The sequence below is a fragment of the Sphingobium phenoxybenzoativorans genome, from assembly GCF_018286635.1.
GTDB classification, from domain to species: domain Bacteria; phylum Pseudomonadota; class Alphaproteobacteria; order Sphingomonadales; family Sphingomonadaceae; genus Sphingobium; species Sphingobium phenoxybenzoativorans.
Window position 1 is genome coordinate 4,165,644 of sequence record NZ_CP073910.1, and the last position, 26,834, is coordinate 4,192,477.

General features: G+C 63.1%; 28 protein-coding genes. 13 read left to right on the top strand and 15 right to left on the bottom strand.

Annotation, left to right across the window (positions count from 1 at the left end):
- Positions 1–2: 2 nt before the first annotated feature.
- Positions 3–401, top strand: coding sequence for a DUF2946 family protein (locus tag KFK14_RS20710; RefSeq protein WP_231746293.1), 399 nt, complete (start codon positions 3–5; stop codon positions 399–401).
- Positions 402–816: 415 nt separating this feature from the next.
- On the opposite strand, the gene KFK14_RS20715 is transcribed toward KFK14_RS20710, so the two are convergent.
- Both KFK14_RS20715 and KFK14_RS20720 read right to left on the bottom strand, forming a co-directional pair.
- A complete protein-coding gene (locus KFK14_RS20715) occupies positions 817–2,004 on the bottom strand; it encodes an IS91 family transposase (RefSeq protein ID WP_212608986.1) in 1,188 nt (395 codons plus the stop codon).
- A gap of 8 nt (positions 2,005–2,012) precedes the next feature.
- Positions 2,013–2,882 carry a tyrosine-type recombinase/integrase gene (locus KFK14_RS20720; protein ID WP_073978021.1) on the bottom strand — a complete coding sequence of 290 codons (870 nt, stop codon included), beginning with the start codon at positions 2,880–2,882 and terminating at the stop codon, positions 2,013–2,015.
- Between the two features lie 159 nt (positions 2,883–3,041).
- On the opposite strand from KFK14_RS20720, the gene KFK14_RS20725 reads away from it, so the two are divergent.
- Positions 3,042–5,234: a TonB-dependent receptor gene (locus KFK14_RS20725; RefSeq protein WP_119035245.1), complete on the top strand. Its 2,193-nt coding sequence runs from the start codon at positions 3,042–3,044 to the stop codon at positions 5,232–5,234.
- A gap of 6 nt (positions 5,235–5,240) precedes the next feature.
- Positions 5,241–5,957, top strand: a complete 717-nt coding sequence (locus tag KFK14_RS20730; protein ID WP_021690801.1) for an energy transducer TonB family protein — start codon at positions 5,241–5,243, stop codon at positions 5,955–5,957.
- Here KFK14_RS20730 and KFK14_RS20735 read toward each other — a convergent pair.
- The 6 genes from KFK14_RS20735 to trxC all read right to left on the bottom strand — a co-directional run bounded on the left by KFK14_RS20735 (position 5,951) and on the right by trxC (position 10,198).
- Positions 5,951–6,202: a hypothetical protein gene (locus tag KFK14_RS20735; RefSeq protein WP_030538178.1), complete on the bottom strand. Its 252-nt coding sequence runs from the start codon at positions 6,200–6,202 to the stop codon at positions 5,951–5,953. The two genes, KFK14_RS20730 and KFK14_RS20735, sit on opposite strands and share 7 nt — an antisense overlap.
- 25 nt (positions 6,203–6,227) lie before the next feature.
- Entirely contained in the window at positions 6,228–7,088 is an 861-nt protein-coding gene (locus KFK14_RS20740) for a class I SAM-dependent methyltransferase (protein ID WP_030091407.1), read from the bottom strand.
- 28 nt (positions 7,089–7,116) lie between these two features.
- Complete coding sequence (locus KFK14_RS20745) at positions 7,117–7,905, bottom strand: sulfite exporter TauE/SafE family protein (RefSeq protein ID WP_062066093.1); 789 nt, start codon at positions 7,903–7,905, stop codon at positions 7,117–7,119.
- A 4-nt stretch (positions 7,906–7,909) separates the two neighbouring features.
- The gene (locus tag KFK14_RS20750; RefSeq protein WP_021246252.1) at positions 7,910–8,830 is read right to left on the bottom strand and encodes an MBL fold metallo-hydrolase; all 921 of its coding nucleotides are present in this window, start codon (positions 8,828–8,830) and stop codon (positions 7,910–7,912) included.
- Between the two features lie 70 nt (positions 8,831–8,900).
- On the bottom strand, positions 8,901–9,545 hold the full coding sequence (locus KFK14_RS20755; RefSeq protein WP_030091405.1) for a peroxiredoxin: 645 nt from the start codon (positions 9,543–9,545) through the stop codon (positions 8,901–8,903).
- A gap of 209 nt (positions 9,546–9,754) precedes the next feature.
- A complete protein-coding gene (gene trxC, locus KFK14_RS20760) occupies positions 9,755–10,198 on the bottom strand; it encodes a thioredoxin TrxC (protein ID WP_021246250.1) in 444 nt (147 codons plus the stop codon).
- Positions 10,199–10,304: 106 nt separating this feature from the next.
- Here trxC and KFK14_RS20765 point away from each other — a divergent pair, with 106 nt between their 5' ends.
- Together KFK14_RS20765 and KFK14_RS20770 are read left to right on the top strand one after the other, a co-directional pair.
- A complete protein-coding gene (locus KFK14_RS20765; protein WP_030091404.1) occupies positions 10,305–10,970 on the top strand; it encodes a peroxiredoxin in 666 nt (221 codons plus the stop codon).
- Complete coding sequence (locus KFK14_RS20770; RefSeq protein ID WP_030091403.1) at positions 10,967–11,341, top strand: ArsR/SmtB family transcription factor; 375 nt, start codon at positions 10,967–10,969, stop codon at positions 11,339–11,341. Before KFK14_RS20765 ends, KFK14_RS20770 begins: the two co-directional genes overlap by 4 nt.
- Here the strand turns inward: KFK14_RS20770 and KFK14_RS20775 are convergent.
- Positions 11,319–11,546: a hypothetical protein gene (locus tag KFK14_RS20775; RefSeq protein WP_030091402.1), complete on the bottom strand. Its 228-nt coding sequence runs from the start codon at positions 11,544–11,546 to the stop codon at positions 11,319–11,321. The genes KFK14_RS20770 and KFK14_RS20775 overlap by 23 nt on opposite strands.
- Before the next feature lie 216 nt (positions 11,547–11,762).
- Here KFK14_RS20775 and KFK14_RS20780 point away from each other — a divergent pair, with 216 nt between their 5' ends.
- Together KFK14_RS20780 and KFK14_RS20785 are read left to right on the top strand one after the other, a co-directional pair.
- Positions 11,763–13,364: an MBL fold metallo-hydrolase gene (locus KFK14_RS20780; RefSeq protein ID WP_030091401.1), complete on the top strand. Its 1,602-nt coding sequence runs from the start codon at positions 11,763–11,765 to the stop codon at positions 13,362–13,364.
- Between the two features lie 91 nt (positions 13,365–13,455).
- Positions 13,456–13,698, top strand: a complete 243-nt coding sequence (locus KFK14_RS20785; RefSeq protein ID WP_030091400.1) for an HP1242/YdcH family protein — start codon at positions 13,456–13,458, stop codon at positions 13,696–13,698.
- 162 nt (positions 13,699–13,860) lie between these two features.
- Here KFK14_RS20785 and KFK14_RS20790 read toward each other — a convergent pair whose 3' ends face one another.
- The 3 genes from KFK14_RS20790 to cydD form a co-directional block, all read right to left on the bottom strand.
- A complete protein-coding gene (locus KFK14_RS20790; protein ID WP_210766563.1) occupies positions 13,861–15,123 on the bottom strand; it encodes an MgtC/SapB family protein in 1,263 nt (420 codons plus the stop codon).
- Between the two features lie 147 nt (positions 15,124–15,270).
- Positions 15,271–16,887: an amino acid ABC transporter ATP-binding/permease protein gene (locus tag KFK14_RS20795; RefSeq protein ID WP_030091399.1), complete on the bottom strand. Its 1,617-nt coding sequence runs from the start codon at positions 16,885–16,887 to the stop codon at positions 15,271–15,273.
- On the bottom strand, positions 16,884–18,467 hold the full coding sequence (gene cydD, locus KFK14_RS20800; protein ID WP_030091398.1) for a thiol reductant ABC exporter subunit CydD: 1,584 nt from the start codon (positions 18,465–18,467) through the stop codon (positions 16,884–16,886). The genes KFK14_RS20795 and cydD overlap by 4 nt, the downstream gene beginning before the upstream one ends.
- A gap of 90 nt (positions 18,468–18,557) precedes the next feature.
- On the opposite strand from cydD, the gene KFK14_RS20805 reads away from it, so the two are divergent.
- From KFK14_RS20805 to KFK14_RS20830, 6 genes are all read left to right on the top strand, one after another.
- Positions 18,558–20,144 carry a cytochrome ubiquinol oxidase subunit I gene (locus tag KFK14_RS20805; protein WP_030091397.1) on the top strand — a complete coding sequence of 529 codons (1,587 nt, stop codon included), beginning with the start codon at positions 18,558–18,560 and terminating at the stop codon, positions 20,142–20,144.
- Positions 20,145–20,156: 12 nt separating this feature from the next.
- Positions 20,157–21,305 (top strand): cytochrome d ubiquinol oxidase subunit II, encoded by a 1,149-nt coding sequence (gene cydB, locus KFK14_RS20810; RefSeq protein WP_030091396.1) that lies wholly within the window; start codon positions 20,157–20,159, stop codon positions 21,303–21,305.
- Positions 21,306–21,319: 14 nt separating this feature from the next.
- Positions 21,320–21,430, top strand: a complete 111-nt coding sequence (gene cydX / locus KFK14_RS20815) for a cytochrome bd-I oxidase subunit CydX (RefSeq protein ID WP_030091395.1) — start codon at positions 21,320–21,322, stop codon at positions 21,428–21,430.
- Between the two features lie 12 nt (positions 21,431–21,442).
- On the top strand, positions 21,443–22,231 hold the full coding sequence (locus KFK14_RS20820; protein ID WP_212608987.1) for a TlpA disulfide reductase family protein: 789 nt from the start codon (positions 21,443–21,445) through the stop codon (positions 22,229–22,231).
- Positions 22,232–22,253: 22 nt separating this feature from the next.
- Entirely contained in the window at positions 22,254–22,733 is a 480-nt protein-coding gene (locus KFK14_RS20825) for a Dps family protein (protein WP_021246237.1), read from the top strand.
- Between the two features lie 85 nt (positions 22,734–22,818).
- On the top strand, positions 22,819–23,235 hold the full coding sequence (locus KFK14_RS20830; RefSeq protein WP_030091393.1) for a ferritin-like domain-containing protein: 417 nt from the start codon (positions 22,819–22,821) through the stop codon (positions 23,233–23,235).
- A gap of 233 nt (positions 23,236–23,468) precedes the next feature.
- On the opposite strand, the gene zapE is transcribed toward KFK14_RS20830, so the two are convergent.
- From zapE to KFK14_RS20845, 3 genes are all read right to left on the bottom strand, one after another.
- Entirely contained in the window at positions 23,469–24,644 is a 1,176-nt protein-coding gene (zapE, locus tag KFK14_RS20835; RefSeq protein WP_051743818.1) for a cell division protein ZapE, read from the bottom strand.
- A gap of 103 nt (positions 24,645–24,747) precedes the next feature.
- Positions 24,748–25,185: a DUF983 domain-containing protein gene (locus KFK14_RS20840; RefSeq protein ID WP_051743820.1), complete on the bottom strand. Its 438-nt coding sequence runs from the start codon at positions 25,183–25,185 to the stop codon at positions 24,748–24,750.
- Positions 25,186–25,231: 46 nt separating this feature from the next.
- On the bottom strand, positions 25,232–26,809 hold the full coding sequence (locus KFK14_RS20845) for a phosphoenolpyruvate carboxykinase (RefSeq protein WP_030091390.1): 1,578 nt from the start codon (positions 26,807–26,809) through the stop codon (positions 25,232–25,234).
- Between the last annotated feature and the right edge of the window lie 25 nt (positions 26,810–26,834).

Genomic DNA, 26,834 nt, shown 5'->3' on the forward strand with positions numbered 1-26,834 from the left:
GCGTGACCGAAGCTCGCAAATTCCTTGTCCGGCACCATTGGCTGTGCGCGCTCCTGCTAGGCGCTGCGCTGCTCGTGAAGGCGTTGGTGCCGGCGGGTTTCATGCCGGTCGTCTCGAATGGCGTGATCCTGGTCCAGCTGTGCTCGGGGCAAGGGCCTCAGAAGATCGCAATCAAGTTGCCGAGCAAAGGCGGCGAGCAGGACCATGACGAGCACAAGAAGGCGGAAGCGCCTTGCGCCTTTACCGGCCTGTCCTCGCCATCGCTCGCGGCCGTCGATGCGCTGCTCCTAGCCGTCGCCCTCGCCTTCATCCTCGCAACGGTTTTTCGGCGTCCAAACCGCCTAGTCCTCCGGCGCGGCACCTATCTGCGCCCGCCGGCGATCGGTCCTCCCACCACCTGATTCCTTCGACATTCCCCGTTGATGGGCGCCCCTCGCCGGGGCGCCGCATGTGAATCTGGAGGTTTCTGTGAGGTCGCGCAGGCGCAACGCTGGCGTCGTGAAGCGGCGCGACCTCATTGAAGCCGGATTGAGCTAACCCGCTGACGCGCGCGCAACCTATGGGATTAGTGGAAGAGCACTGAACGCTGCGGTCTTGGTTTGGATGGTCCAAAGCCCTGGCGCCAGTGGTTGCAGCGCCTAATTCTCGGCAAAGGTTGCGGTGATCGTCGCTCAGATCTGCAGTATAAGCTGGCCTCAGCTCGACGCATATGCCCGGCGGATTGGCTTGTGAGATACCGGACAAAGGAGATCATGGCGTTTGTCGGCACCGCTGCCGCAACGCTGCTGTGTTTGATGTTCTGTCGATCTCTTGTGATCATGATGTATCGGGCCAGGGCTGCGGGTCACCGATACGCAAGCGCGGTAACGTGGCAGCAATGCGCAAATTGCCGCCACAACAAGGGCACCGGGTTGGGTCAAAGTGTGGCAGTCGCGCTGTGGTGTTGCTGACCTCGCCCGCGATCGGCACGGTCGGTTCGGTAAGGATCAAGAGCTTCCGGATCGTGGCGAGACGCACGCGGCGGCAGCCATTGGCGAGAAAGCCATAGTGTCGGATGCGATGGAATCCATCCGGCAAGCTGTGGATGAGGAAGCGGCGGATGAACTCGTATGGACTGAGCGACATTAGCCTGGATGCGTTGCCATGACGGTAATCGCGCCAACGGAAGGTTACGCTCGTGTCGTCGACGCTGACTAGGCGGCTGTTGGCAATCGCGACTCGGTGCGTGTAACGACCGAGATAGGCGAGGACATGTTCGGGCGATCCGAATGGAGGCTTGGCATAGACGATCCAGTTCTTGCGCCACAGCCTGCGGACTGCGGTGGCGAAGGTCTTGGCATCGTCAAACCCATCCAGCTTGCCGGAGAAGCGCAACCGCCCGGCCATATACGCCGCTTTAAGCCGTTCGAGGAACAGTCGGCGGAACAGGCGTGAGAGAACATGGATGGGCAGGAAGAAGTTGGGCTTGCAACCGAGCCACCGTCCATCCGAAGCAAGCGCGCCGCCAGGGACAAGGCAATGAATATGCGGATGATGGGTAAGCGCCTGACCCCAAGTGTGCAGAATTGCCAGGAACCCAATCTCGCCGCCAAGGTGCCGGGGATCGGCAGAGATGGTCTTGAGCGTTGCCGCGACGGCATCGAACAGGATCGCATAAACCACAGCCTTGTTATGGAACGCGATCTCGGCGACTTCGCCCGGCACCGTGAACACGACATGGAAATATGGCACCGGCAGTAGATCGGCCTGGCGGTCGGCAAGCCACCGTTCGCGCGTTGCACTCTGGCACTTGGGGCAGTGCCGATTACGGCAGGAGTTATAAGCGACGCGGGTATGTGAGCAGTCCTCGCAAGTCTCGACATGACCACCGAGTGCAGCAGTTCGGCACAGTTCGATCGCCGACATGACACGGCGTTCCACGCGGCCGATATGACCATCATGAGCTTCGCGATAAGCGTGGCCATGGCGGCGGAAAATATCCGCCACCTCCAGATTGGAGCGCACCGTGCAGCTCAGGCCGGTGGTACCACCTCAAGGGTCAAGCGATCGAACGGGCTCTGCGTACCTGCGATCGTGCTTGTCGCCACATGGGTGTAGCGAGCCGTCGTCGACAGGTTGCCGTGCCCCAGCAAAACCTGGATAATCCGGATATCCGTACCGCTCTCGAGTAGATGAGTTGCAAAGCTGTGGCGCAGCGTATGCACGCTGACTCGCTTGATCAGGCCTGCGGCCTTGGTCGCCGATCGGCAAGCTGCATGAAGGACCTGTACATCAATCGGCTTGTCGCCCCGTCCGGGAAACAGCCATTCTTCGGGACGGGCCAGTCGCCAGTAAGTCCGCAAAACCCCCAGCAACTGCGGCGACAGCATGACCGCGCGATCCTTGGCACCCTTGCCATGGCGGACCTGGATCAACATCCGGTCGCTGTCGATATCCGCGACCTTCAGACTCACCGCCTCCGAGGCACGAAGGCCTGCGGCATAGGCCGTCGTCAGCGCAGCGCGCGCCTTCAGCGATGATACCGCTTCGAGAAAGCGAACCACCTCATCGGCACTCAGGATCGCCGGCAGCTTACGCGGTGTGCGCGCATAAGCGATCCGCTCTGGGATCTCCGCTCGGTCTAACGTCACGCCATAAAAGAAACGAAGCGCGCAGACCGTCTGGTTGAGCGCGCCCCATGAAACGCCTTGCGACACCAGATAGACTTGAAATGCACGGACATCCTCCAGCCCAAGCCGATCCGGCGAACGACCGTGATACTGGCTGAACCGTTTGACCGCGTGAATGTAGGATCGCTGCGTTGCAGGCGACAGGTTGCGCAGGCTCATATCGTCGATCATACGACGACGCAGCGGGCTTACCGCTGCTGTGGCGTCAGTCATGGGATGGTCTCCTGGTTGAAGGTTGGTCAAGCAACCAAACCATCTCATCAGGAGGCCATTCCAGCCAAGACCCGCACTTCTCCCGCGTCAGCGGGTTAGTTCAATCTGGATTCCGACATGACGATTATGCTTGATTCCGCGCATTGCGCGGCAACCACCATGCCTGCCTTCGCTCGCTCCACCAGCAAGCAACCAACTTTCAAGGTTCGCCTCGCCGGGAGCTTCGCTTTTCCCGCACTCGTCGCTGTGCTGGCGGGCGCCCCCATCTCGCGAGCCTTCGCCCAGGACGGGACGCCGCTGCCAGAGGTCGACGTTAGCTCGGCGAGCGAGGCGGGGTCGACGGTTTCGGGTGAGCGGCTTTCCCCCTCGCGCCTGCGCGACCTTCAGGTCGGCTCGAGCGATACCGCAGCGATCCTGCAAAGCGTACCCGGCGTCAGCGGCTATGGGGCCGGGGGCTTCTCGACCTTGCCGGTGATCCGGGGCCTTGAAGCGCAGCGCTTGACCGTGCTGGTCGACGGCGTGGCGATTGCCTCGGCCTGTCCGAACGATATGAATCCGCCCCTGTCCTACACCGATCCGCAAACCGTGAGCGCGATCGACGTCATTACCGGCGTTTCGCCAGTCAGCTATGGCGGCGACAGCATCGGCGGGATCATTCGCGTCGAGAGCGCTCCGCCCCGCTTTGCTAAGCAAGGGGAAACGCTGCTGACCGGCGAAACCTCGGCCTTCTATCGCAGCAATGGCGACGGGTTCGGCGGCGCCCTGTCAGTGACGGCCGCGAGCGACAAGGTCAGCCTGACTTACAATGGCTCCTACACTCAAGCCGACAATTTCAAGGGCGGCGGCTCGCTGGGCGTCGTGCGATCCAGCGAATATGCCAAGACCGACCACAGCCTCAATCTCGCAGCGCAAGTCAGCAACGGCCTGATCGAGCTGAAAGGCGGCTATCATTTCGCGCCCTATGAGGGTTTCCCGAACCAATATATGGACATGACGTCCAACAAGTCGTGGTTCCTGAACGGCCATTATGCCGGCGTCTTCGATTGGGGCAATCTCGATGTGCGGGCGAGCTGGCGCGACACCGACCACGTCATGAACTTCCTCGCCGACAAGGGCGGGACCGCGACCGGCGGGATGCCGATGAACACGGAGGTCCACAGCGCGAGCTATACCGTCCAGGCGGATATATTGCTCGGCGGCGGCACGCTGCGCCTGGGCAGCGAATTCCAGCATCAATGGCTCAACGACTATTGGCCGCCCGTTGTGGGCAATATGATGATGGGGCCGAATGCGTTCATCAACGTCAACGGGGCCAAGCGCGATCGGCTCGGCACCTTCCTCGAGTGGGAAACGCGCTGGGATAGCGGTTTCTCCCTCATCGCCGGCATCCGTAACGATCAGGTCTGGATGAACACCGGCAAGGTCGCGCCCTATGGCACCGGCATGATGCAGATGGCCGATGTCATGGCGGCAGCGGCGTTCAACAAGGCCGACCGCAAGCGCCACGACAGCAATTGGAGCGGCAGCCTGCTGGTCCGCTACGCGCTTTCGGACGGGGCGGATATCGAGATCGGCTATGCCCGCAAGGTTCGCTCGCCCAATATCTACGAGCGCTATAGCTGGGGCCGGGGCAGCATGGCGAGCCGCATGATCGGGTGGTTCGGCGACGGGAACGGCTATGTCGGCAACCTCGACCTTCGCCCCGAAAAGGCCGATACGCTGAGCGCCGCCCTGGCCATTTCCGGAGGCGGCAAGGATGGCTGGTCGTTCAAGATCGCGCCCTATTACACCCATGTCGACGAATATATCGACGCCTTTAAGCTGGCGGACTTCACCGACATGATGGGCAGTCCGACCGGGTTCGTTCAATTGCAGTTCGCCAACCAGAAGGCAGAGATCTACGGCATCGACATATCGGGCGCCGTGCCGCTATGGTCATCGTCGTCGGCCGGCACCGCGCGTCTGACCGCGCGCGCGAGCTGGCTGCACGGCCAGAATCTGACCGACCACGCACCGCTCTATCACCAGATGCCGTTCAATGCGGCGCTGAGCCTCGAGCATCGGATCGGCGGCCTCGAAACCCGGATTGACCTCGACATCGTGACGGAAAAGGATCGCGCCGATCCGACCCGCAACGAACCGCGGACGGGCAGCTACGCGCTGCTCAATGTCCAGCTCGCCTATCGCATCGACAAGGTTCGCCTGACGCTCGGCGCCGACAATCTGTTCGACAAGGCCTATTATGCTCCGCTTAGCGGCATGTCGCTCGGCGATCTGAAGGCGACCGGCGTGCGCCGCCCGGTTCCGGGCCGGGGGCGATCGGTCAACGCCGGGATCACGATTGCGTTTTGAGCGCCCATGCTCCCGAACTCGCACGACATGAACGAGGAGCCGAGGGCAGGCTATGGCCAGCCCTCGGCCTGGTCGCAGCGCCTGGGCGCGGGCCTTGCCGCCGCGTCATGCTGCCTGCTGGTGCTAGTGGCGCTCAATGCCAATCTATCGGGACGGCTGCGAATGACGCAGCCTGTGCAGGTGAGCCGCTTCCGGTTGTTTACCCCGTCGCCACCGTCACCACCGCCTTCAACGTTGTCGCGATCGCGGACAGACGAGGCCCGCCTATCGCCGGAGCGGCGCCCTGCGCACCCGCCCGAGCTGGCTACGACGGGAGAAAGAGGCGGACCAGCTTCGTCGCCTATACCCGCTGCTCCAGCAATCGCCTCTCCGTTCGCTGTCGCGCCGGTAAGCAGACCGCCCGCGCCGGAACCCGAGGTCGCGCCGCCGCAAGCCCAGGATGATAAGAAACAGTCCGCGCTTGCGGCCTATCAGCGCCAGCTCTGGGCGCGAATAGCCGCGCGCAAGCCCGCGGGGATCCACCTCGACGGGGTCGCAACGGTCCGCTTCATCGTCGGGGCTGACGGCGCGCTGATTGCCGTCGAGCTGGCCGGCAGCAGCGGGAATGCCGCGCTCGATCGCCTGGCGCTCCGCACGGTGCGCAATGCTGCTCCTTTTCCAACACCGCCTATGGGCGTGGAAAGCGAGCAGTTGGTCTTTACGATACCATTCAGCTTTCATTGAGGCCGCATGGCGGACGAGGATGGCTCGATCGTCAATAGGGCGACGCGCACACGTTCCAGAAACAAAACACGGTGATCGTCGCGAGCCTTGATGGCAGCCTGCGCCTCATCGACAAGAGCCTGTCCGGCACGTTGCCCATGCGTCTCGATCAGTGCGAGCGCCGCCGCTATTTCCTCGGAATTGGCAGCGTCACCATCGGATGAACCTTTCCCCGGAAGCCGAAGCGATAGCTTCTTGCGCGCCATATTATCACCCTTTTCTTGAATGCTCTCAGGCCCGTGCGCTCACCAGCCAGGCCTTCGCCCCCATATGAACGCCATTCTCATCGCAATGGCGCTCGAACAGCTCGACAAGATGCTGGTGAATGGCCTTGCGTACCTCTGCCCCGTTCTGTCGAACAAGATCGCCGATCTGCATCCCCTCAAGCACGAAGCGAGCGGCGCTCTCGGGATCACTGCCGGGGCCGCCCACGCGCTGCTCACCTGTCCAGGCATCGAATCTGACCTCGCAGAAACCCGCGCTTTGGAGAAGGTCGATCACATAGTCCTGCTCGCCGAGCGCGAATGGTCCCGGCGCGCGCGACTGCGGCGTCGGCAGGTCCATATGCTCCTTGATGATGCCCATGACACTAAGCTGCCACGGATTGTCAGCGATGGACGCCCAGACAGCGATGTCGAGCCGCCCGCCATCGCGCAACATCCGGCGCAGATTGGCGAAAGCGGGATAAGGCTCAGCGAAGAACATCGAACCGAAGCGCGAGAACAGCCGATCGAACGGCGCTTCCTCCAGCATCGTCGTCGCGGCATCGCCCTGCTCGAAGCGGATATTGGCAAGGCCCGCGCGCTGTGCCCGTTCCCTGGCCATCCCCACCAGATCGGGTGAGATGTCGAGGCCGAGCGCAAATCCGGTGTTGCCGACGGCCGTGGCGATCTGCCGCGTGGTCCAGCCACCGCCGCATCCGACATCGACCACCGTTTCGCCGGCGTTGTATGCGGCCTGGGCAAGCAACGCCCTGCCGATCGGCTCGATCATGCTTTCGAAGCGGTCGAGCTGGGCGAGCCAACGCATGCCCGCCTGGCCGGCCCAATCGTGCGCGGCCAAACCTTCCCTGTTCTCGCCAGCATCGTTCATCGATGTACTCCCATCGTCGTTTCAAGAATCAGCCCAGGATCGCGGCGGTACTTTGCCACAGCATGTAGGCGGCAACCGCAAAGATCAGCAGTGCGAATATCGTATTGAGCGCCCCCTTGTGCGCCGACAGCCGCCAAGAGAGCGCCGCGCCCACAAGGCCGCCGATGACGCCGCCGGCGATGAACGCCGCAGCAAGCCCCCAATCAACCAAGCCGGAAAGGGCATAGTTGAGCGCGGCCGTCAGACCAAAAGCGGTGACGGCGACCAGCGACGATCCGACGGCGTTGCGCATCGGCATCCCGGTCGAAGCCATCAGTCCCGGCACGATCAGGAAGCCCCCGCCGATGCCGAAGAACCCGGAAAAGAGACCAGTGGCGGCCCCATAACCGATCACCTTGGGCGCATTCTCGCGCCGGCATTGGACATCGGGATTGCCGGGATCGCCCCGGCTTTTTAGCATCAGCCCGCCAACCAGGACCATCAGCAGAGCGAACAGGAACAGCAGCTTCTGTCCATCGAACGCTTTACCGAGTGTCGATCCGGCATAGGCGCCGGCGACACCAGCAGCGGCGAACATGCCGGCGCAACGCCATTTGATCGTCCGCTGGCGCGCGTGGGGAACGAGATTGGCCCCGGCATTGGCGGCGACCGCCAGCGCGCTGGTGCCGATCGCGACATGCGGCGAGGCGACGCCGACCAGATAGACCATGAGCGGGACGGCGAGGATTGAGCCCCCACCGCCCACCAGCCCCAGCGTGAATCCGACGAGCGAGCCCGATCCGGCACCAAGCAGATATTGGATGGATTCGAGTGCCATGGCCTTACAGCGCGTTTATCGGCAGCTTGAGGTAGCGCATGCCATTGTCTTCCGGCTCGGGCAGGTGGCCGCCGCGCATGTTGACCTGGATGGACGGCAGAATGAGGCGCGGCATCCCGAGCGTCGCATCGCGCGCCTCGCGCATGGCGACGAACTGGTCCTCGCTCACCCCGTCGCGAACATGGACATTATGCTCTCGCTCCTCGCCGACCGACGTTTCCCAGGCATAGGTGTCGCGCCCGGGGGCCTTGTAGTCGTGGCAAAGATGAAGGCCGGTCTGATCGGGGAGCGACAGCAGGCGGCGGATCGACCGATAAAGCGTGCGCGCATCGCCGCCCGGGAAGTCGGCGCGGGCCGTGCCGTAGTCGGGCATGAACAGCGTGTCGCCGATGAACGCCGCATCGCCGATCACATAGGTCATGTCGGCGGGCGTATGGCCCGGCACATGCAGCGCGATCGCCTCGATCGAGCCGACCCTGAAACGGTCGCCGTCATCGAACAGCCGGTCGAACTGCGAGCCGTCGCGAGCAAAGCGCGTTCCCTCGTTGAAGATCTTGCCGAAGACCTCCTGCACGGTGAGAATATGGCGACCGATCGCCAGCGTGCCGCCCAGCTTCTCCTGAAGATAGGGCGCGGCCGACAGATGGTCGGCATGGGCGTGCGTCTCCAGCAGCCATTCGACCTCGAGCCCTTCGCTCCGGATATAGTCGATCACCTTGTCGGCCGACGCGAAGGAGGTGCGCCCCGAAGCCGGATCGAAATCGAGCACGCTATCGATGATCGCGGCCTTGGCCGTGGCGGGATCTGAGATGACGTGGGTCACGGTAAACGTGTCCTCGTCGAAGAAGCTGCGGATGACGGCGGGCCGCGCATTGCTCGCGGCCTCGACGATGCGGGTGGCTTCACGGATTTGCGGGTCGGCCATGGCCTTGTCCTTTCCTGTCTGGCCCGGCGTACCGGCTTCGCACTTGGGACGCGAAGCCGGCCCAGCTGCCTCAGAGGGTCTTCTTGCTGAAATACCAATCGGTGTAGTCGTAGCCTTCGTCCTTGCGGGCCCTGGCGGCTTCGGCCGTCGCGGGCGGCGGCACGATCACCGGCTCGCCGGGCTGCCAGTTTTCAGGCGTCGCCACCTTGTTGGCGTCGGACGTCTGGAGCGCGGTGAGCAGGCGGACGAATTCATCGACCGAGCGGCCGTTCGACATCGGATAATAGACCATCGCGCGGACAATGCCTTCGGGGTCGATGATGAAGGTGGCGCGAACGGCCGAGGTGTCCGAGGCACCGGGATGGATCATGCCGAAGGCCTTGGCGACGTTCATCGACAGATCGTCGATAATCGGGAACGGGATCTCGACGCCGAACTTCTCCTCGATGCTGCGCATCCAGGCGATGTGCGAATGCACCGAGTCGATGGAGAGGCCCAGCAACTCGCAGTTGAGCGCCTTGAAGCGGTCGGCGGCCTTGGCGAAGCCCATGAATTCGGTCGTGCAGACCGGCGTGAAGTCGGCGGGGTGGGAAAAGAGAACGAGCCACTTGCCCTTGTAATCGTCGAGCGAGCGTTCGCCGTGGGTCGTCTTGGCCTTGAAGGGAGGCGCCGGTTCGTTGATCCGCGGCATGGAGGGAGTGACCTGGTCTGTCATTTTATCGTCTCCTATGACTGAGTGAGTGACAGACATTGAATACACATTTCTATTAATCGTGATAACACGATAAATCTAATTCCTTTGATCGGATTTTTCAATCACTTCTGCAATCGGCCGAATTAGGCCGGATTCGCAGCGCACGGGACCAGAGGCGCGAACACGTCAAAGCATCGTTTATGCTAAGTATGGGGTCATCACACCCCGAATCAGGCGGTGACGAGCGCCTGCCTTGTCCAGGCGACGAGTCGCGCACGGTCCATCGCCCCGGCCTGTCGGGCGACCTCGCGGCCACCCCTGAACAGGATCAGCGTCGGAATCGACTGAATGCGGTAGCGCCCGGCAATACCCTGCTCAGCTTCGGTATCGACCTTCAGGAGCCGGACATGCGGCTCCAGCTCCGCAGCGGCCGCCTTGAACGCCGGCGCCATGGCGCGGCAAGGTCCGCACCAACTCGCCCAGAAATCGACGAGAACCGGCAGGCTTCCGCGACCTACATGCCGATCGAATGCCGCCTGGTCGACATCGACCGGCTGTCCCTGGAAAAGCGGCATTCCGCATTTCCCGCAAATTGGCGCCGCGCCGATCTTCGCTGCAGGAACGCGGTTGATGCTCGCGCAAACCGGGCAGGCTACCAGCGGGACATCGGACATGCGCTTCTCTCCTGTGGAACGCCAATACCGCTTAATCGTTTACCCGCATGATGTAACCGTGTAAGGGAGAGGGTTCAAGACTTGCCTCTCTGCAGGAGTGAGAAAGTTGAACTCGAACGCAGACGACAATGCCGTGTGCTCCCCTATCCAGATCGGCGATCCCGCGCCTGATTTCCGCGCCCGCACGACGATGGGCGACATGACCCTGTCCGGCCATCGCGGCCGCTGGGTACTGCTGTTCTCTCATCCCGCCGATTTTACGCCGGTTTGCACCAGTGAATTCGTCGCCCTCTCGCGCGCCAGCGATCGGTTCAAGGCGCTCGGCTGCGACCTGGTCGCGGTGTCGGTCGACAGCCTCTATTCCCATCTCGGATGGATCAGGGCGATCCGCGAGCATTTCGGCGTGACCATCGCTTTCCCGATCGTCGAAGATCCCTCGATGGTGATCGGCCGCGCCTATGGAATGCTCGCGGACAACGCCCCCGACGCGGCCACGCTGCGCTCGACCTTCTTCATCGACCCCGAAGGCATTGTCCGCGCCAAGCTCTGCTATCCAGCCACCATCGGGCGATCGGTGGAGGAGCTGCTTCGAGTCCTGACCGCGCTGCAACGGGTCGACAACGACAACATAGTGACCCCCGAAGGCTGGCATCCCGGCGATGACGTGCTTCTTCCGCCCTATCAGGACCAGCACGGTGCGCTCGATGCGGCGGGCGATGGCTGCTGGTTCCACCGCACGCAGCCCGACAAGCATGGGAAGACAGGCAAGTGATGACTTTCACCGATACGCAGCTTGAAGAGGCTGCCAGCGTCCTCAAGGCGATCGCCCATGACGTCCGCCTGAAGCTCCTGCGGACGCTCCTCGAACATGGCGAGAAGTCTGTAGGCGAACTCGAAGCCCTCACCGGCATCGGTCAACCGGGCCTGTCCCAACAACTCGCAATTTTGCGCAAGGCGGAACTGGTTCAGACGCGCCGCGATGCGAAACTCGTTTTCTATAGCATCGTATCGGCCAATATGGAGGGAACAGCGAAATTGCTATGCGCTCTAGCGGGAACTCCGATAAATAGAGGAGACACTGCCGCGAAAACAAAGCGACCTTTTCCCCAGGGATCGGTCGCTACCTTCGCCAAGATTTTGTGACGATATTGTCCTGGACGATGTCTTCCAAGAAAGTTCTGAACATCATCGCTGCAACGTTAGAGAGCATTTCGAGGCTTGTGGAATACCATAACTGCAAGCATTCGCCGTAAGCGCCTCGCCTGATCCGCTCCAGCGCCCGGCTCATGGGAGCAATTTCGCGGTCAAGAAGCGAGGTCTGGCCTTCGAGGGCGGCATCGTCCTCCATTTTCCCTGCTTGAGCTCAACCAGTTCGCGGACGTCGCCCACGTCCTTGCAAGAACTCCATGGAATCAATCTCAGCGCCACTATCGATCCGGGCTTCACCGATCAAATTCGGAACCATACGTAAGGACAGACGAAGATCGGCGAGTTTACAGATGATTGGCCTGCGACCCGCGCATAACCAGCCTATTGGACCGCCGGCGAGAGAATGAGAGGACCGATGAGTAGCGTACCCACCATAACCTTCCACGGCGCTGCCGGCACAGTCACTGGTTCCTGCATGGAACTACGCCATGGCGGAAAGACGATCCTCATAGATTGCGGCTTGTTCCAGGGATCCCGGACGCTGGAAACACTCAATCGCGACCCCTTCGCGTTCGACGTGCGCAAGATCGACGCCGTTGTCCTGACGCACGCGCATATCGACCATAGCGGCCTGCTGCCCAGGCTCACGGCGGAAGGGTATCGCGGGCCGATCTTCGCGACACCGCAAACCCGCGACCTTCTGTATTACATGCTGCCCGACGCCGGACGAATTCAGGAGGGCGATGCGGAGCGCCGCAATCGACGGCAGGATCGCCGGGACGAGGAGCCGATCGAACCGATCTATACCGAAGCGGATTCCAAAGCGGCCTATGAACAGGTCGAGACAGTAGCGCTGCACGACTGGTTCGCACCTGCCGCCGGTTTTCGGGCGCGCTTGTGGAATGCGGGCCATATCCTGGGTTCCACATCCGTGGAGATCGAGGTCGGTGGCGTGCACTTGCTCTTCTCCGGCGACCTGGGTCCAGACCACAAGGCCTTTCATGCCGATCCCGAGGGTCCGGCAGGACTCGATCATGTGTTCTGCGAGAGCACCTATGGCGACCGCGTCCGCGAGGACGTGACGATCGAGCAGCGCCGGACTTTGCTGGAAGCCGAGATCAATGCAGCGCTTACGCGCGGCGGCAACCTCGTCATTCCCGTTTTCGCGCTCGAACGCACCCAGGAATTGCTCCTCGATATCGCGACCCTGATCAACACCGGACGCCTGGCGCATCCGCAGGTGTTCATCGATTCGCCACTTGCGACCCGCGCGACAGAGGTGTTCGCCAAACATGCCGGGGAACTCGAAGACATGGGCTCGGGTGAAATCTTCCGTCACCCCTCGTTCCACTACACTGCCAGCACGATGGAATCGATGCGGCTCAACGACATGTCCGGAGCCATCATCATGGCGGCATCCGGCATGTGCGAAGCGGGACGCATCCGTCACCATCTGCGGTACAATCTCGGCCGCCGTGAATCGACGATCCTGTTCGTCGGTTTCCAGGCCGCAGGCACCCTTGGCCGGACAATCCTCGATGGCGCGAACCGCGTGCGCATCTGGGGGCAGGACGTCGCGGTGCGCGCGCAGATCCGGCGGATCGACACTTATTCGGCGCATGCCGACCAGAAGGATCTGCAGCGCTGGATAAGGGCGCGGAAGCCGATCGATGGCAGCCTGTTCCTGGGACACGGCGAAGAGGGCTCGATCGAGACGTTCCGCCGCCTGATGCAGGCGGACGATGCCGCGGCATCGATTGTCACGCCGAAGATCGGGGAAACCTATTCACTGCCGTCACGCGCCCCGTCCAAGCGCCTGAAGACCGGAAAGCCGGAACTACAGGAGGCTGTCGGCCGCGATTGGCAGAATGACTATGCGGATTTTTCGACCCATCTGAAAAAAGAACTGCAGAATATCGAGAGCGCGTCGGGCCGGCGCGAGGCACTCGCCCGCATGGCCGAGATTCTGCATTCCTATCAGGCCTATCGCGAGCATCGTAAGAGCCGATCGAGCTGATCGGCGAAAACAAAGTGACCAGCCCCAGACATAAACGGGTGCGGCCACCCGCGAATTCGCTATATATCATAGTTTCATCAAAGGAGTAATTATGTCGAATACCCCCCACACCCTGAGCGAGGAATTCCCCGGTCAGATGGACAAGATTCACGCCTTGAAGGCTTCGGACTCTCGCTTCGCGCAGCTTCTTCTCGATTATGATGTCGTGAATGACGAAATCCACGTGGCTGAAACCAATATCGAACCGACCTCGCAAGATCACGAGACCGAACTTCGCAAGCGCCGCCTCGCGATCAAGGATCAGATCGCCGAAGCCCTGTCGCAGGCCGCCTGATCTGCCCAAGGGCCGGATGCCGCGCGTTCGGCCCTTACGACAATAGCCGGCCATGGCTCTGCGTCGCCACAAATTCACGGCCAGCAACGAAAGCGCGCATCCCCGCTCAGGAATGGACCTGAACCAGCTTCGAACCAGTCACGAGCTGCCCGCTCATCGCTCCTAGCGAAACACCATGAGCGCGGCGATACCGGCAGCAGATGCCAGAACTGATGCGAAGAGTGGGCCGGACGCCTTCCAGCCTTGCTTTGATGGCCCTGCCAGTACCAGCGTGAGTACAGCCTTCCACATCGTGTTGGCGAGCACGGGCACCGCAAGCACCAGTCCGGCCGTGTCGGGTTTCAGCATATCCTCAGGCAGCCCCGCGAGCGTGAGTACGGCTGCGTCCACATCCCACATGCCCGTAAGGCCAAGCACAACGACAATGCCCTGATCGCCGAACCGCGCGAGCGCCCAACGTGCCGGGACAGCAATCAACGCAACCGCGCCCGCCAGCAGAAGCGCCGGCCCGAAATCCAGCGGATTGCCCAGCTTCACCTCGCTGGCGCCATCACCATCCACCTTGGAGCGTAGCGCCAGAAGGGTTGTCAGACCGCCGACGACGAAAGCCGGAACCATTGCAAGCGCGAGCGATGTGCTGGCGTAGGGGATGAGGGTAAAAGAGAGTATCTGGACGCGCGCGAACATCACGAGCGAGGCGAGCGCAATACCAGCAATCAAGGGGCCTTGCGGACCATCATTGGCGCGCAAACGCCGGGCATAGGCAACAGTGACCGCCGTGGACGATACCAATGCCCCGAACAAAGCGGTTATCATGACCCCCTTGTCCGCGCCGAGCCGACGACTGGCGACATAGCCGGCGAAGGAGAGTCCGAGCACGACGACGACGACCATCCAGATTTGCCGCGGGTTCCAGGCCTCAAAGGGGCCGTAGCTCGCATCCGGCAGCAGCGGCAGGATGACCAACGCGACGATCGCGAACGTGGCGATCGATTCGACCTCCTTGTGGCTCATCCCTTTGAGCATGGCGTGGGATTGCTGCCTGAGCGTCAGGATCAAGGTGGTTACCGCCGCGACGGCCAGCGTCTCGCTCACCAGGCCCTGCCCGGCCATATATCCCAAGGCGAAGGTGATAATGCCGACCAACGTATTGGTGATGGACAGGCTGGCCGTGCGGGCTTGTTCGCTGCGATATCCAAGAACCAGGCTGGCAGTGACCGCCAGCCCGATTACCGCCGCAAGGCTTTCGGGCATATGGCTGGCAAGGCCGCCGGCAAGACCGAGCAGGCCAAAGGTGCGCAAACCGCTGACCCGGCTGCCATCCGCTGCCTCGCGCTGCCGCCAGCCTCGCTCGATACCGATCAGCACGCCTACCGCGAGCGCCGCAGCAAGCGAACGAAGCAGTTCCATATCAAGCGATATCAAATGATCACTCCACGGCAAGGTAATCGATCGGGAACGGTAGTATGAACGCGGCAGATAGGCTCCTCCTTATGCGCGACGTGGATTGAATGGATTTGATTACGCGCGCCAAATCGATCCGCCCCCAGGCCAGCTACAGATATCCCTATATTAGCGGCGATCCTTCAAGTTGATTGTTCGACCCTTGCCGACGAGACTCAAGAAAATCGGTCGATGACTCACCACCACGACTCCGGTCCCTGTCTCGCGAAGCCACGCGTCGAGGTGGCCCGCAAGCCGCGCCTCCGTCGCCATGTCCAACCCCTCGCTCGGCTCGTCGAGCAGCAGCCACGGCCTGCCGGCAAGCAAGGCGCGGGCGATCGACAACCGCTTGCGCTGGCCGCCCGACAACCGCGCTCCGCCGTCGCCGACCCATTGGTCAAGCCCATGCGGCATCGCGCGAATATCGACAGCGAGGCAGGCGACTTCCAGCGCCGCCCAAAGCCGTTCGTCGCTGAGGCCGGGGCGCGCCACACGCAAATTGTCGCGGATGGTTCCCGACAGGAGCTGGGCATCCTGGGGCGAGAGCGCGAATGCCGCTCGCACGTCCTCGGACGGCAGGGAAGCAAGAAGCTGGTCATCAAGAGCAATGCCGCAATGCTCGCCAGCGGGCCGAATACCAGCGAGCGTTTCCAGAAGGCTGGTCTTGCCGCTGCCGGATTTGCCTGAAATCCCCAAGCGCTCGCCCGCCATGATCCGGATATTCATGCCGTCCCGGTCAAAGGCAATGGTCCGCGCGGGCGCCATGGATGCCGTCGCCTTTCGGACAGGCGCAGACGGTTGACCCGCCATGCCCTCCAATCGCGAGAGGGCGGCCGCGACCAGCGCGCCGCGCGACACCCCGCGCACATAGCCGGAAAGCGCTTCGATCGCGCCCGCCGCCGCCAGCACGGCAAGGACCGTCACCGGCAGGGAGGCATGGGAGAAGATCAGCATCGCGCCCATGGCGATGCCCCCACCCAACACGAGGCCCGCATCGATGATCGCTTCGCCGCGCGCGAACCGAGGTCGCGCGCTGTCCAACTCGGCCGTCTCGACCGCGAGGCTTCGCCCGATCGCCGGAGCGAGATCGTAGGCAAGGATTTCGGGCGAAGCGGCGGCATAGTCCACCATGCTCGCCTTGAGCCGCGCCAGCGCCTCCGCCATATCGGTCGCGGCGCTCGCCAGCAGGCGGGGGGTCGCCAGATGCGCCCAGAGGACAAGACCGGCAAGCAACGCCAGCAAGGCAAGGCTCGTCCAGGGGCTGGCCAGCCACGCAAGGGCAAGGCCGATGGCAGCGCCGGCGAACGCGGCGGGCAATGCCGGCTTACGGACCAGATTGTCCTCCAGCGCGCCGATGTCCTGCACGAGCCGCGTCACGGCATCGCCCGCCGATACGGCCCGCACGTCGCGCACCGACAGGATGCGGTCGAACAGGCGCGCGCGAACCGCGGCGAGCGCCATCAAGGCCGCGCGGTGGCCATAGAGCCGTTCGCCGTAACGCGCCGTCGTCCTTACGATCGCGAGCAGCCTGATCATCGCGCTCGGCACCAGGTAGTTGAAACCCTGCGCGGCCAACACGCCGCCCAGCCCGGCCAGTGCCGCGCCGGTGATGAACCATCCAGACAGGCCCAGCAGCAGGACCGCGGCGATTGTCGCAGCGGAGGCAAGCAAGCCCGCGATTCGGAAGGCGCGGCGTTCGGGGCCGATAGCTTCAGCGAGCAGCAGGTCCATATCCGCGCGGCTCATGAAAGCACCATTTCTTTGGTGGCGATCGCGGCCAGCTCGGCGCTGTGCGTCACTATCAGGACCGTGCGGCCCTTTGCGGCGGACGCCAGTATCCCGGCGATGTCGGCCGCCGATCCCGCGTCGAGATCCGCGGTCGGTTCGTCGAGCAGCCAGAGCGGCGCGTCCTTGAGCAACACGCGCGCGATGCCGACGCGCCGGCGTTCCCCACCGGACAGGCCCGACCCGCGATGATCGAGCGGCAAGGCCAATCCCTGTCCGCGCGCTTCGATCATCGGCCCAAGGCCTGCCAGATGGGCCACGGCTTCGACTGCCGCATCGTCGGCATCGGGACGCGCAAGACGGATATTGTCGGCCAGCGTGCCCGGGACGAACGCAACCGTCTGGCCCGCCCAGCCGACATGGCCGGGAAGCGCAACCTCGGCCGCATCCCGGCCGTCAACCAGAATCCGTCCCCCACCAATGGGGGCCAGCCCCAGCAGCGCATGGAGCAGGCTCGATTTGCCGACCCCGGTGCTTCCGCGCAGGGCAAGGCTGGTGCCCGCCGGGATATCCAGCGTGAAGGGACCGATGGCCGTCTCGCCATAGTCGATCACCACGCCGTCAAAGCGCAGCGCTGGCGGCCCTTCGATCGCGGGTTTCGGCGCGGGCGGAGAAGCGGGCGCGAGCGCTTCAAGGCGTTCCACCGCAGCCTCCCCGACCTGCTTGTCGTGATAGGCGGCGGCAAGGCGGCGCATGGGAAGATAGAATTCCGGCGCGAGGACAAGAACAAACAGGGCTTGGCCCAGGGTCAGCTTTTCGGGAGCCGGAAAGGGCAGGATGCCGAGCAGGTTGAAGCCGCAATAGAGCGCGACCAGCGCCACCGACAGCGCCGCGAAGAACTCGATGATCGCGCTCGACACGAAGGCGACCTTGAGCACATCGATCGTGCGCGCGGCGACCTCGCGGGTAGCGTCGGCAAGGTGGCGGCCGATACGGTCCTGCGCGGCGAAGGCGACGATCACCGGGAGCGCGCGCACCCGGTCGACGAACAGGCCCGACAGGCGACTCAGCGCATCGAGCTGGCGCGCGGCGGCCCGCGCGGCCGCCGTTCCTGCGAGCGCCATGCCCATGGCAAAGGGAATCAGCGTCGCGAGCATGATCACGCCGGCGACCCAGCTCCCAAATACGGCAGCAATCGCGATTATGAGCGGGGACAGGACCGCGGCGCGGCGCAGCGGCAGGAAGCGGGCATGGAAGCCGCCCAGGTCCTCGATCCGGTCGACGGCATCGGCGACCGCCTCGCCCAGCATCCGGCGATCCCCCGGCGCGGCGACGAGAATGCCTGGATACACCCGCTGGCGCCAGTTCGTCTTGACGCGCATAGCAGCCGCTTCGCCGGCGTTGGTCGCACCGATCTGCATCCCGGCGCGAAGCAGGGCGGCGGCTATCAGTCCGCCCGCGGCAAGCGCAAGATGGCCCTGCCCCGCCCCTTGCTCCATTGATGCCACGGCTCCGGCCAGCGCCGCCGCCATGAGGATCGCCGCGCCGCTGTCGCCGATCCAGAAAAGGGCCGCAGCCTGTCTATCTAACGGGTTGCTCATATACTCAATTACGAGTAACGAATAATCATAATCTTTTCAACCGACTCAGGACACCCATGGAAGCCGGGCCGGAACGCAAGGAGTCTTGCCATGGACATGGCTGTGATCGAGCTTTCACGCCTCCAATTCGCCCTGACGGCTCTCTACCATTTCCTGTTCGTCCCCCTGACGCTCGGCCTCTCCTTCATCCTCGTCATCATGGAGAGCATCTATGTGATGACGGGCCGTGAGATCTGGCGCACCGTCACGCGCTTCTGGGGCAAGCTGTTCGGTATCAACTTCGTGCTGGGCGTCGCTACCGGCATTACCATGGAATTCCAGTTCGGCACCAACTGGTCCTACTATTCGCATTATGTCGGCGACATCTTCGGCGCGCCGCTCGCCATCGAAGGGCTGATGGCCTTCTTCCTCGAAGCGACGTTCGTGGGCCTCATGTTCTTCGGATGGGACAAGCTGTCCAGGGTCGGGCATCTGCTCACCACCTTCATGGTGGCTCTCGGCTCGAACCTATCGGCGCTGTGGATCCTCGTCGCCAATGGCTGGATGCAGAATCCGGTGGGATCGCGCTTCAATCCCGAAACGATGCGGATGGAAGTCTCCGACTTCATGGCGGTGCTGTTCAATCCGGTCGCGCAGGCGAAGTTCGTCCATACGGTGAGCGCGGGCTATGTCTGCGCCTCCGTTTTCGTGCTGGGCGTCTCGGCCTGGTATCTGCTCAAGGGCAAGTGGGTCGCGGTCGCGCGGCGCAGCTTCACGGTCGCCGCCGCCTTCGGCCTTGCCTCGTCGCTGTCGGTCGTCGTGCTCGGCGACGAAAGCGGCTACGCGCTGACCGATAACCAGAAGATGAAGCTCGCCGCGCTCGAGGCCATGTGGCACACTGAGCCCGCGCCCGCGGGCATTGCCGTTGTCGGCTTTCCCAGCGTCGCCGACCGCGAGACCTATTTCGAGGTCAAGATCCCCTATGTGCTCGGTCTCATCTCCACGCGCAGCCTGACGGGCGAAGTCTCCGGCATCTTCGAACTGGTCGCCAGGGCGCAGGACCGCATCGAGAACGGCATCAAGGCCTATGATGCGGTGGAAAAGCTGAAGGTGGACCAGAAGGACATGGTCGCGCGCGAGGCATTCGAGGAAGCCAAGGCCGATCTTGGCTATGCCCTGCTGCTGAAACGCTTCGTCGCCGATCCGCGGCAAGCCACGCCCCAGGACATCGAAAAGGCCGCATGGTCGACCGTGCCCAATGTCCCGGTGATGTTCTGGGTGTTCCGGGTGATGGCCGGCCTCGGCTTCTTCTTCATCGCCTTCTTCGGCGCCGCCTTCTGGATGGCTTCGATCCGCAAGCTGAACTGCGACAGCCGCTTCTGCCGCACCTTCCTGCGCGCGGCGGTCTGGGTCATCCCGCTGCCGTGGATCGCCATCGAATTTGGCTGGATCCTGGCCGAGATCGGCCGCCAGCCCTGGGCGATCGATGGCGTTCTGCCGACGTTCCTTGCCGCCTCGAGCCTGACCGTCGCGCAGCTCTGGACGACGATCATCGGGTTCACGGTGATCTATGGCGCGCTCGCCGTCATCGAAGTGCGGCTGATGCTGGCGGCAATCCGCAAGGGACCGGACCAGCATCGGCCTCCGGCGCCATCCCCCGAAACCCACAGCGGCTACGCGCCCATCCCTGCCGAATAAGGAGAACAGGTCATGGCACCTCCCATCGACTATGAAACGCTCCGGCTGATCTGGTGGCTGCTGATGGGCGTCCTCCTGATCGGCTTCACTCTCACCGACGGCTTCGACCTCGGCACCGCCGCGCTGCTGCCCTTCGTCGCGAAGACCGACGCCGAACGGCGTCTCGTCATCAACTCGATCGGCGCGACCTGGGAAGGCAACCAGGTCTGGTTCATCCTCGGCGGCGGCGCGATCTTCGCGGCCTGGCCGTTCGTCTATGCGGTCAGCTTCTCGGGCTTCTATCTGGCCATGTTCCTCGTCCTCGCCGCGCTCATCCTGCGGCCCGTGGGCTTCAAATACCGCTCGAAGAAGCCCGATGCCACATGGCGCTCGCGCTGGGATTGGGCGCTGTTCGTCGGCGGGTTCGTGCCTGCGCTGGTGTTCGGCGTCGCGGTCGGCAATGTCCTGACCGGCATCCCCTTCCGGCTCGATAGCGATCTGCGCTCCTTCTACGAGGGCAGCCTGCTCGGCCTGTTCCATCCGTTCTCGCTGGTCGCCGGGCTGCTCTCGGTCGCCATGATCGTGCTGCACGGCGCGAGCTGGCTTGCGATCAAGATCGAACGCGGCGTCGTGCATGACCGCGCGCGCGCCTTCGGCAAGGTCGCGGCGGTCGCGTCGATCCTGCTGTTCGCGCTGGGCGGGGTCATGGTCGCGAAAATGGGCATGGGCTTCCGCCTGACCCATGCGGCCGATCCGCTCGGCCCGTCCAATCCGCTGCTGTCGGGAACGGTCGCGGCGCCGGGGGCCTGGCTCAACAATTATGGCGCCCATCCCTGGATGCTGATCGCCCCGATCCTCGGCTTCGCGGGGCCGCTGCTGGCGTGGATCGGCATCCGCAAGGGCCGCGAGGTTCTGGCCTTTGGCGGCTCATCGATCGGCGCGATCGGCATCATCGCGACCGTGGGCCTCTCGATGTTCCCGTTCATCCTGCCCAGTTCGATCGACCCGGCCTCGAGCCTGACGGTCTGGAACGCCTCGTCCAGCCATGTGACTTTGTTCATCATGCTGGCCGTGACGGTGATCTTCCTGCCGATCATCCTGCTCTACACCGCCTGGGTCTACAAGGTCCTGTTCGGCCGCATCACGCTGCGCGATGTCGACACCAACCCCGACTATTACTGAAAGGACGACTTTCCATGTGGTATTTCAGTTGGATTCTGGGCGTGGGCCTCGCCGTCGGGTTCGGTATCCTCAACGGCATGTGGCATGAATTCCACGCCGATCCCGATGAGGACATTGCGGCCTGACCGCGACGGATCATGATTGCCATCGGCCCTCTCGCGCTCGCGTTGGAACGGCTGTTCGCGATTCTCGGGATCATCGCCTTCCTGGCGGCGGCGAACTGGATAGGCCGCCGTCGCGGCGCGGATTGCGATACGGCCGCGTGGCGGGCATTGCTCGCTGGCCTCGTTGCAGCTCGCGCGGGTTTTGTGGCGCAGAACTGGCATGCCTTCGCCATCGAACCCGCAACCATCCTCTATGTCTGGCAAGGAGGTTTCTCGCCGCTCCCCGGTCTGGTGACTGCCGCAATCGTGCTGGGCGTGTCACTACGGCGATCTCGCGCCCTAGCACCTTTGACACTCGTCTTCGCGGGCTGCGTCGCGGTCACATCCGGCGCCACGGCAGCGGCCCTTGCCTCGGCGCAGCGACCTCTACCGCAAGGAATCGTTCTCCAGTCGCTGGACAGCGGAACGAGCCTGCTCGACGATCGCCGGGGCAAGCCGTTCGTCGTCAATCTCTGGGCAACCTGGTGCCCGCCGTGCCAGCGTGAAATGCCGATGATGGTCGTAGAAGCGGCACACTCGGCCGTGCCGATCCTGCTTGTCAATCAGGGCGAGGATGCAGACAACGTACGTGCGTGGCTGGACAGCAAGCGCCTTGAAGCGGCGCACGTCCATCTCGACCGCGACCTGCGCATAGCTGCCGCGACCGGCTCGGCCGGGCTTCCCGCGACGCTGTTCGTCGACAGCAAAGGCGTGATCCGTGCGCTCCATGTCGGTGAAATCTCGCGGGCCGCCCTGCTCGCGGGACTACGCGATCTGAAGTAGAGTTTCGATCAAGGAGAAGACCATGACCAGACAAGTGAATATTGGAATCGGCGAGGAAGATCGGGTTGCGATTTGCGAAGGCCTGAGCCGCCTCCTGGCGGACACCTACACTCTCTATCTGACCTCGCACAACTTTCACTGGAACGTGACCGGGCCGATGTTCAACAGCCTCCATGCCATGTTCATGACGCAATATACCGAGTTGTGGAACGCGATCGACCCGATCGCCGAACGCATCCGCTCGCTCGGACAGCCCGCACCCGGTTCCTACGCGCAGTTCGCCAAACTCAGTTCCCTGCCCGACGCGCCGGAAGTGCCGCCGAAGGCGCTCGACATGGTCGACATCCTCGCCAAGGGGCATGAAGCGGCCGCCCGCACGGCGCGCACGCTGTTCCCTCTGGTCGAGAAGGCGAGCGACGAGCCGACCGCGGACCTGCTCACCCAACGGATCGGCGTGCATGAGCAGGCCGCATGGATGCTGCGCGCCCTGCTCGAAGAGTAAGACACGCTCAACGACTGGCCCCGGCCGCGCAATCTCTGCGAGGCCGGGGCCGTTAGCGAACTGCCGCCATTGAAAGGACGAGACCTTGGCTACGTCAAAGCTGGCAAACATCCTCCTCGATGCGCTCGAAGACGAGCGGAAGGCGGAGGCGACCTATGCCGCCGTGATCGAAAAGTTCGGCCCTGTCCGGCCCTTTTCCAACATCATAGAGGCCGAACAGCGCCATGCCGCCGCACTTGAGCGCCAGCTTGCCCGGCTGGGCATCGACGTACCGCCCGATCCATGGACGGGGAAAGTGGCGGCACCAGCTTCTCTCGCGCAGGCTTGCGAAAGCGCGGTCCAGGGCGAGATCGAGAATATCGCGCTTTACGACCGGCTGATCCCGATGGTCGACGACCCCGCGGCGCGCCAGGTGATGGAAAACCTGCAGGCCGCCTCGCGCGAGCGCCACCTTCCAGCTTTCAGGCAATGCCTGGAGCGGGAACGCGATCGCCGTTCGTGACGGCCTCCCTCAATCGCGATCACTCAGGCACAGGCTGCTTTTGGGATCCGTAATCGACGGTGGATGGCATCGACAGAGGGCGCGAGGCATGACCTGTCGGCGTCAGCGCCTTTGGCGTTCCTCGAACAGCTGCGCTTTCTCGTACATTTCCTTCGCCTCGGCGAGGCACACATCACGTCTGTTCAGATAGACATCGCTGTTTCGGACTGCCGGCTTGAGATCCGGTTTCGGAATCATTCCATAAGCCTTTGTGTTCTCGATGGACGCTGAACCTCGGCGAGCGCGACCTCGTCGCTCACTCCATGACCGCGGGCGAGATAGTCCTGCGATCCCATTTCGTTGAGGCGCGAGATCGTCCGCTCGAACTCGAAGGCGTCGTCTGCCGCGCAATACAGCGCGTCGGGTTCGCGATCGGCGGAAGCCAGCAGCTTGACGCCATTTTCATAGAAGGCGTCGATCAGTGTCTTGAATCGCGCCGCTTCCGATTTCCGGTTTGCGTCGAGAACGGGGATCCCGACCAGGATCACGGTGTGATAGCGGTAGGCCAATGCAAGATAATCGGGAATGCCGCGCGGTTCGCCGCATAGCCGCTTGAATGAGAAGACGGCCACGCCTTTCAGCGACTTGGGCACGAACAGTTCTCGTCCGCCCTTGATTGCCAGTGTTTCGGAGGGAACATGCTCCCGGTCCTCGACCGGAAAATCGGTCAACCGGAAGAACGCCCGGCTCAGGGCTTCCGTCGCCGCATCGCCATTGGGCACGTGCCAGGTCTGGAACCCTCCAAGGCGCTGCATGCGATAGTCAGTCGGCCCATCCAGGGTGAGCACATCGAGCCGATCCTTGAGGAGCGCGATGAATGGCAGAAAATGTTCGCGGTTGAGGCCGTTCTTGTAGAGGTCCTGAGGCGGCCGGTTGGATGTAGCGACCACGGTAACGCCATGTCCGATGATCCGGGTAAACAGCCTCGACAGGATCATCGCGTCAGCCGAATTGGTTACGATCATTTCGTCGAAGGCGATCAGCCGCGCTTCGGCCGCGATGGCATCGGCGACCGGCAATATCGGATCGCCGGTCTCCTTGGCGCGTTCGGAGCGTAGCCGGTCATGCACCTCCTGCATGAACTCGTGGAAGTGGACGCGCCGTTTCCCGGCGATCTCGACGCAGTCGAAGAAGAGATCCATCAGCATCGATTTGCCGCGGCCGACCCCTCCCCAGAGATAGACTCCCCGCACGGGATCGGGTTTGCGCCTGACGAAACGCGACAGGAGGCCCTGACGGCGCGCCTGTGCTTCCAATTCCGCAACCGCCTTGCCGAAACGCAGAGCGACCTGCCGCTGGGCGTCGTCAGGGCGCAGCTGACCCGTTGAAATGGCGTTCACGTAACGCGTCAGGACTTTGCTCTGAGGCAAGACAAAGTTCTCCGGCAAAAAGTTGAATTTGAGAAGTCGCGCATCGGCCCGACAGCCTCATACCCTGGTCAATCTCGAGACTGGCCACGGCCGAAGCTGAAGATCATGTATCGGCGTCGTCCGGAATTGCTCCCGGGCGTTCCCTGCGAAACCCATGCATGCCGAACCACCACTGCAAGGCAATGATGGCTCCCTTGGCGGGCTGAAGCAGCCCGACCATCAGGAGCAACGCCAACGGAAGCAGGATCGCCATCAACATCGGCACGGACATTTCCGCGCGACTGGTCACGGCGATAATGAGCGGCGCCATCAGATGCCCCGTCACGAAGATCGAGACATAGGCCGGGAAATCATCAGCTTGCTGATGCGTCCAGTCCTGGCCGCATTGCGGGCAATGAGGGATCGGTTTCAGGAACCGCATGAACAGGCGCGCCTCGCCGCACCGGGGGCATCGCCCGCGCAACCCGCGCAGGATCGCGGCCCAACCTGTGACCGGCAAGACAAGCTTGCCGGTTACCGATCCCTGTTCATGAGCGGGCATGGATTCTGGCTTTTCGTGAAACTTGTCAAAGGGGAACCGGATGAGGTCAGGCATCGAACCATCCGGGAGGGGCCGCCGCGCGGATGCTTTCGTCGACATGAGCGACAAACTGCGTGAAGTTGCGCTTGAAGCGGTCGACCAGGGAACGCGCCGTGCCGTCATAGGCGGCCCCATCAGCCCAGGTGGAACGCGGGTCGAGAATACTCGAATCCACACCCTCTACAGCAACGGGGACCACGAAGCCGAAGTTGGGATCGGTGCGGAACTGTGCGCCTTCGAGAGTCCCGGAAAGCGCAGCATTGAGCAGTGCGCGCGTCACCTTGATCGGCATCCGCGATCCCGTTCCATATTGGCCGCCGGTCCAGCCGGTGTTGACCAGCCAGCAATCGACATTCCCCGCGGCGATACGCTTGCGAAGCAGATTGCCGTAGACGCTGGGATGCCGCGGCATGAACGGCGCGCCAAAGCAGGTCGAGAACGTCGCTTCGGGTTCGGTGACACCGAGTTCGGTGCCCGCGACCTTGGCTGTGTAGCCGGACAGGAAATGATACATCGCCTGTTCGGGCGTTAGCTTCGCGATGGGCGGGAGCACGCCGAAGGCATCGGCCGTCAGCATGATGATGTTCTTCGGCACCGGCCCCATGTTCTCGGCGGAGGCATTGGGGATGAAGTGGATCGGATAGGCGCCCCTGCTGTTCTCGGCGAGCGAGGCGTCGTCGAGGTCGAGTGCGCGGGTTTCCGGATCCATGACGACATTCTCGAGGATCGTACCGAAGCGGCGGGTGGTCGCATGGATTTCAGGCTCCGCCTCGGCCGAGAGACGGATCATCTTGGCGTAGCAGCCGCCTTCGAAATTGAAGACGGCGCTGTCCGACCAGCCATGCTCGTCGTCGCCGATCAGCGTGCGCGAAACATCAGCGGACAAAGTGGTCTTGCCGGTGCCCGAGAGGCCGAAGAAGATCGCGGTGTCGCCATCGGGACCGATGTTCGCCGAACAATGCATCGGCATGACGCCCTTTTGCGGCAGCACATAGTTCAGCACCGAGAACACCGCCTTCTTCATCTCGCCGGCATAGCCGGTGCCGCCGATCAGGATCAGCCGGTGGGTGAAATCGATCGCGATGATGGTTTCCGACCGGCAGCCATGGCGTTCGGGATCGGCGCGGAAGCCGGGCAAGTCGATGATGGTGTAATCCGCCGTGAAATGCGTGAGTTCATCCGCCGTCGGCCTAACCAGCATGGTGCGCACGAAATGCGAGTGCCAGGCCAGTTCCGTGACGACCCGGACTCCGACACGGAATTCCGGCTGCGAGCCGCCGAACAGATCCTGGACGAAGACGTCGTCGAGTGCGGCAAGATGCTTGAGGAAATCCTCGCGCAGATTGGCGAAGGCTTCTTCCGACATCGGCTTGTTGGAAGCCCCCCACCAGACATCATCCCTGGTGACCTCATCACGGACGATGAATTTGTCCTGGGCCGAACGGCCGGTATGTTTTCCGGTTTCAACCACGAAGGCGCCATGCTCGGACAGGCGGCCTTCACCGCGCCGCAAGGCGATCTCGACGAGTTCGGGCGTATCGAGATTTTCGTGAAGCGTCCCACCGGATTTGACCGTGATGTCCAAAGCTGCGGGGATCTGCGTGATTTTG

What these genes read in the sequence shown, in the direction of transcription:
- KFK14_RS20805 (WP_030091397.1), top strand. Translation starts at nt 18,558, where the DNA reads ATGGACATGGCTGTGATCGAGCTTTCACGCCTCCAATTCGCCCTGACG.
- KFK14_RS20720 (WP_073978021.1), bottom strand. Translation starts at nt 2,882, where the DNA reads ATGACTGACGCCACAGCAGCGGTAAGCCCGCTGCGTCGTCGTATGATC.
- KFK14_RS20730 (WP_021690801.1), top strand. Translation starts at nt 5,241, where the DNA reads ATGCTCCCGAACTCGCACGACATGAACGAGGAGCCGAGGGCAGGCTAT.
- KFK14_RS20780 (WP_030091401.1), top strand. Translation starts at nt 11,763, where the DNA reads ATGAGTAGCGTACCCACCATAACCTTCCACGGCGCTGCCGGCACAGTC.
- cydB (WP_030091396.1), top strand. Translation starts at nt 20,157, where the DNA reads ATGGCACCTCCCATCGACTATGAAACGCTCCGGCTGATCTGGTGGCTG.
- trxC (WP_021246250.1), bottom strand. Translation starts at nt 10,198, where the DNA reads ATGTCCGATGTCCCGCTGGTAGCCTGCCCGGTTTGCGCGAGCATCAAC.
- KFK14_RS20755 (WP_030091405.1), bottom strand. Translation starts at nt 9,545, where the DNA reads ATGACAGACCAGGTCACTCCCTCCATGCCGCGGATCAACGAACCGGCG.
- cydD (WP_030091398.1), bottom strand. Translation starts at nt 18,467, where the DNA reads ATGAGCAACCCGTTAGATAGACAGGCTGCGGCCCTTTTCTGGATCGGC.
- KFK14_RS20745 (WP_062066093.1), bottom strand. Translation starts at nt 7,905, where the DNA reads ATGGCACTCGAATCCATCCAATATCTGCTTGGTGCCGGATCGGGCTCG.
- KFK14_RS20735 (WP_030538178.1), bottom strand. Translation starts at nt 6,202, where the DNA reads ATGGCGCGCAAGAAGCTATCGCTTCGGCTTCCGGGGAAAGGTTCATCC.
- KFK14_RS20795 (WP_030091399.1), bottom strand. Translation starts at nt 16,887, where the DNA reads ATGAGCCGCGCGGATATGGACCTGCTGCTCGCTGAAGCTATCGGCCCC.
- KFK14_RS20825 (WP_021246237.1), top strand. Translation starts at nt 22,254, where the DNA reads ATGACCAGACAAGTGAATATTGGAATCGGCGAGGAAGATCGGGTTGCG.
- KFK14_RS20740 (WP_030091407.1), bottom strand. Translation starts at nt 7,088, where the DNA reads ATGAACGATGCTGGCGAGAACAGGGAAGGTTTGGCCGCGCACGATTGG.
- KFK14_RS20725 (WP_119035245.1), top strand. Translation starts at nt 3,042, where the DNA reads ATGCCTGCCTTCGCTCGCTCCACCAGCAAGCAACCAACTTTCAAGGTT.
- KFK14_RS20750 (WP_021246252.1), bottom strand. Translation starts at nt 8,830, where the DNA reads ATGGCCGACCCGCAAATCCGTGAAGCCACCCGCATCGTCGAGGCCGCG.
- cydX (WP_030091395.1), top strand. Translation starts at nt 21,320, where the DNA reads ATGTGGTATTTCAGTTGGATTCTGGGCGTGGGCCTCGCCGTCGGGTTC.
- KFK14_RS20840 (WP_051743820.1), bottom strand. Translation starts at nt 25,185, where the DNA reads ATGCCCGCTCATGAACAGGGATCGGTAACCGGCAAGCTTGTCTTGCCG.
- KFK14_RS20785 (WP_030091400.1), top strand. Translation starts at nt 13,456, where the DNA reads ATGTCGAATACCCCCCACACCCTGAGCGAGGAATTCCCCGGTCAGATG.
- KFK14_RS20775 (WP_030091402.1), bottom strand. Translation starts at nt 11,546, where the DNA reads ATGGAGGACGATGCCGCCCTCGAAGGCCAGACCTCGCTTCTTGACCGC.
- KFK14_RS20820 (WP_212608987.1), top strand. Translation starts at nt 21,443, where the DNA reads ATGATTGCCATCGGCCCTCTCGCGCTCGCGTTGGAACGGCTGTTCGCG.